Raw genomic sequence first — 3,954 nt, forward strand, 5'->3', positions numbered from 1 at the left:
CCCGCACGATCCGGTCGCACGACTCGGACATGCCGCCCTTGCTGGGCGGATAGTGCTCGGTGATCCAGAGGACGCGCGGCATCAGCTGTCCACGAGCCCGTCGCCGCCGGAGTCCCAGTCGCCGCCGGCGCCGGTGTCCGAGCCGTCCCACTCGTCCCCGCCGCCGTAGTCGCCGGACGCCGTGGCCCAGTCGCCGCCGCCCGGCTCGAAGGCGTCCCGGTCGTCCTGGTCGAAGGACGGGTACCAGGTGGGGGAGCCGTACACCGACGAGCTGTTCTCGTAGTGCCTGCGCCGGGAGCCGTACACCCACGACCGGTCGTGGGCGTGATCCTCCAGCCTCCCCCGGCACTCCGAGCAGTCGCCGCCGTGGCCCGTGTGGTCGGGGCAGACCGGGCGTCCGCACGTGGGGCAGAGGCCGGCGGCGGGCCGGTCGCAGCGGCCCAGCACGAAGAACCCGGTGAGCATCGAGCAGCGGGGCGGCCCCTGCGGGGGCGGCATCGACGGTGGCATGGACGGTGGCATCGACGGCGGCGGCGTGGTCAACGGGCCCTCCTCGGGGTGGCCGCGGGCTTCCGCGGCGGGGTCCAGCGGAACAGCTCGCCGACGACGGTCAGGATCGGCTCGACCGTCCCGGGACCGCCGTGGGCGGCCACCTTCGCGGACGCGCGCAGCACCGTCCGGCCGTTCTCCTTCTGCTGCACGCGCACGGCCAGCCAGTCCGGCGCGGCGGGGGCGGGACGCACCACCGGCATGCCCTTCGGCAGCCGCCGCGTCGCGCGGACGACCCGGACCGGCTTGTCCTTCACCTTGACCTTGGTCTTGCCGCTGCGGCTCCTCTTGAGGATCCGGCGCTGCCGCACGCGTTCGACGACCGCGAGTTCCAGCACGCTGCCGTCCCGAAGCTCGGCCCGCGCGAGGAACCAGGGGTCGGTGTAGAACTTCTCGCTCCCCGACACCGCCGGCGGCCGGACCCGCAGGGGACGGATCTCGCCGCCCTTGTCGGGGACGACCGCGCCGCGCAGGTCGGTCGTCACGCCGAGGGGCGCGCCCGGTTCCATGTCCTCCTGCAGCACGCGCAGCATCGGGACGAGCGCCATGGCCGTCCGGTCCGGCAGCCGCCACTTCCGCTTGGTGATCGTCTGCTCGTGCGCGGCGAGGCTCGCCAGCAGCGCCGTCCACTCGGCGGCCGGCAGCGTCGCGGAGAACCGGCGCTCCTCCACGAGCTGCCTGTGCAGGGGATGCAGGCTCTCCAACGCCTTGCGCTGCTTACGCCACAACATGCGTCACCACCGATCGACCGGCTGGGCGGACAACGTACGGTAAACCTCCGCGAGCCGGGCGCGCGAGTGCGTCCAGGTCAGCGTGGCCGCGACGTGCTCCCGGGCGCGCGCGCCCATGGCCCGCGCCTGCCCGGGGTACTCCAGCAGCACCCGGACGGCCCGGGCCAGCTCGGCCGGACGGTCCGCCGGGACGAGCCGCCCGTGCTCCCGGTCGGCCATCAGCTCGCGCACCACCGGCAGGTCGGACGCGACGACCGGGGTCCCGGCGGCCATCGACTCCAGCACCTTCAGCGGCGCGCAGCCCTGGTCGAGGTTGCGCGCGCAGGCGGTGAGCGGCGCGACCGACAGCTCGGCGTGCTCCAGCCAGGCGGCGACGTCGGCGTGCGGGACGGTGAACCGCCACTCGACCCGGTCCTCCACGTCCAGGTGCCGGGCCAGCCGCCGCAGCGGCTTCGCCCGCTTCGGCGGGACCGACGAGCACACCACCAGGCGCAGGTCGGGCAGGTCGGCGAGCCGCGCGAACGCCCGGAGCAGCACATCCAGGCCCTGCCAGGGCTGGAGCGCGCCGACGTAGACCAGGTACCGCTCAGGGGCGTCCGCCGGTCTCGGGCGCGGCGCGGGGACGTCCGCGCCGTTCGGCACGACGGTGATCTTCCCGTCCGGGACGCCGTACGCCCGGACGGCCCGCGCGTTGACCTGCGACGGCACGATGACCGCGTCCGCGGCCGCCAGGCAGCGCGACTCCAGCTCGCGGATCTTCGCGAGCGTCCGCTCCGGAACGCCCGGACGGGTGTGCCGCAGCTCGATCGACGGCAGCCCGTTCACCTCGTACACGACCCGGTACCGACGGTCCGGCGCGGACACGACGGGCAGCGCGCCCCACGGGTCCCGGACGTGGACGACCTCCAGCGTCCCGGCGTGCTCGGCGACCAGCCCCGCCACCCACGCCGAGAACGCCTCGAACCGGTCGAGCAGGTTCGGCAGCGCGTCCCCGAACCGGACGATCTCCCGCGTGCCCTCCACCTGCCGGGGCGGCAGCGCCCCGCCGCCCGTCACGCCCAGCAGCCCGCCGCCGAAGCGCGCGAACATCTCGTCCGCCATCTGCGCGATGTGGACGGCGGCGCCCTTCGTCGACGGGAACAGGTCGAACGCGAAGTAGGCCGCGCGATGGTTCATCGGAGTCGTCTGGATCATCTGGCTCATAGGACGGCCGGCGCGTTCTCCCGGTGCCACGCGATCTGGCGGTGTCCCGCGTTCTCGCGGTGCCACGCGATCTGATCGGCGAGGCCGTCCGCGAGAGCGGTCCGGGGTGTCCAGCCGAGCAGCGCGCGGGCGCGGGACGGGTCGGCCCAGGTGCGGTCGGCGTCCCCGGCGACCGGCGCGGCCCACTCGATCTCCGGCCGGACGTCCAGGATCCGGCCGAGCAGCGCGATCGCCGCCCGCACGGTCACCGGCTCCGGATGGCCCACGTTGATCGCCGTCCCGTCCGGCACCTCGGCCGTCGTCGCGGCGAGCGTCGCGGCCACGACGTCGTCCACGTGCGTGAACGAGCGCGCCTTGCGGCCGTCGCCGAACACCGGCAGCGGCCGCCCGGCGAGCGCCGCCTCGGCGAACCGGTGGAAGGCCATGTCCGGCCGCTGGCCCGGCCCGTAGACGGAGAAGTAGCGCAGCACGACCGTGTCCGGCCGCCCGCGCGCCAGCCGCTCGGCCGCGACCTTGCTGGCCGCGTACGGGCTGGCGGGCGCGAGCGGGTCGTCCTCGCGGGTCGGGCGGTCCCGTCCCGCCGAGCCGTAGACCGACGAGCTGGACGCCACGACGACGCGTCCGGCCGCCGCCGCCAGGACGCGCCGGGTCGCGACCACGTTGTCCCGGTGGGTGGCGTCCTCCGCGCCCCACGACGAGCGGATCCCGGGCCGTCCGGCCAGGTGGACGACCACGTCCGCCGCACCGAGGGGCGCGAGGTCGGCGGACGCCAGGTCGAGTTCGGCCTTCGGCACCGCGAGCGCGTCCCAGGTGCGGCGGGCCGTCCCGGGCGCGAGCGCGCGGTCGGGCGCGTCCACGGCCAGCACGTCGTGCCCGGCCCGCGCCGCCGCCGAGGCCACCCGGCTGCCGATGAACCCGGCCGCCCCGGTAATAGCAATCCGCACCGAAGCACCCTATAAAGACCGGCCCGCGAGCGAACCCCCTCCCGGCCTCCGGTCGGACGCTCAGCGGCGGCGGACGACCCGCTTCTCGTCCCAGACCGGCTCCGGGGCCTCGACGACCGACCCGTCCGACCGGAACACCACGAACCGGTCGAAGGACCGCGCGAACCACCGGTCGTGCGTCACCGCCACGACCGTCCCCTCGTACGACTCCAGGCCCTCCTGCAACGCCTCGGCGCTGGCGAGGTCGAGGTTGTCGGTCGGCTCGTCCAGCAGCAGCAGCGTCGCGCCGCCCAGCTCCAGCAGCAGGATCTGCAACCGCGCCTGCTGACCGCCCGACAGCGTCTCGAACGGCTGCTCCGCGCAGTACTGCAGCTCGTAGCGGGCGAGCGCGTTCATCGCGTCGTTCCGCAGCCGCGCGTGCTCGGTCATGACGATCTCGCACGGCGTTCGTCCGGCCAGGTCGGGCCGGGCGTGCGTCTGCGCGAACAGCCCCGGCACCACGCGCGCGCCGAGCCTGGCGACGCCGG

At 75.2% G+C, this 3,954-nt stretch carries 5 protein-coding genes; all 5 read right to left on the minus strand.

Features of this window, described 5'->3' with window-relative positions; all coding sequences use genetic code 11:
- Positions 1-81: 81 nt before the first annotated feature.
- The gene (locus AB0J52_RS30780) at positions 82-498 is read right to left on the minus strand and encodes a hypothetical protein (RefSeq protein ID WP_500186189.1); all 417 of its coding nucleotides are present in this window, start codon (positions 496-498) and stop codon (positions 82-84) included.
- A 41-nt stretch (positions 499-539) separates the two neighbouring features.
- The gene (locus tag AB0J52_RS30785; protein WP_500186191.1) at positions 540-1,280 is read right to left on the minus strand and encodes a hypothetical protein; all 741 of its coding nucleotides are present in this window, start codon (positions 1,278-1,280) and stop codon (positions 540-542) included.
- Positions 1,281-1,283: 3 nt separating this feature from the next.
- Positions 1,284-2,456, minus strand: a complete 1,173-nt coding sequence (locus AB0J52_RS30790; protein WP_500186193.1) for a glycosyltransferase family 4 protein — start codon at positions 2,454-2,456, stop codon at positions 1,284-1,286.
- Between the two features lie 23 nt (positions 2,457-2,479).
- Complete coding sequence (locus AB0J52_RS30795) at positions 2,480-3,427, minus strand: NAD-dependent epimerase/dehydratase family protein (RefSeq protein WP_500186195.1); 948 nt, start codon at positions 3,425-3,427, stop codon at positions 2,480-2,482.
- Positions 3,428-3,487: 60 nt separating this feature from the next.
- On the minus strand, positions 3,488-3,954 hold a 467-nt coding region (locus AB0J52_RS30800; protein WP_500186197.1), incomplete at its 5' end, for an ATP-binding cassette domain-containing protein.

This window comes from Spirillospora sp. NPDC049652 (genome assembly GCF_040675125.1).
Lineage (GTDB): Bacteria > Actinomycetota > Actinomycetes > Streptosporangiales > Streptosporangiaceae > Spirillospora.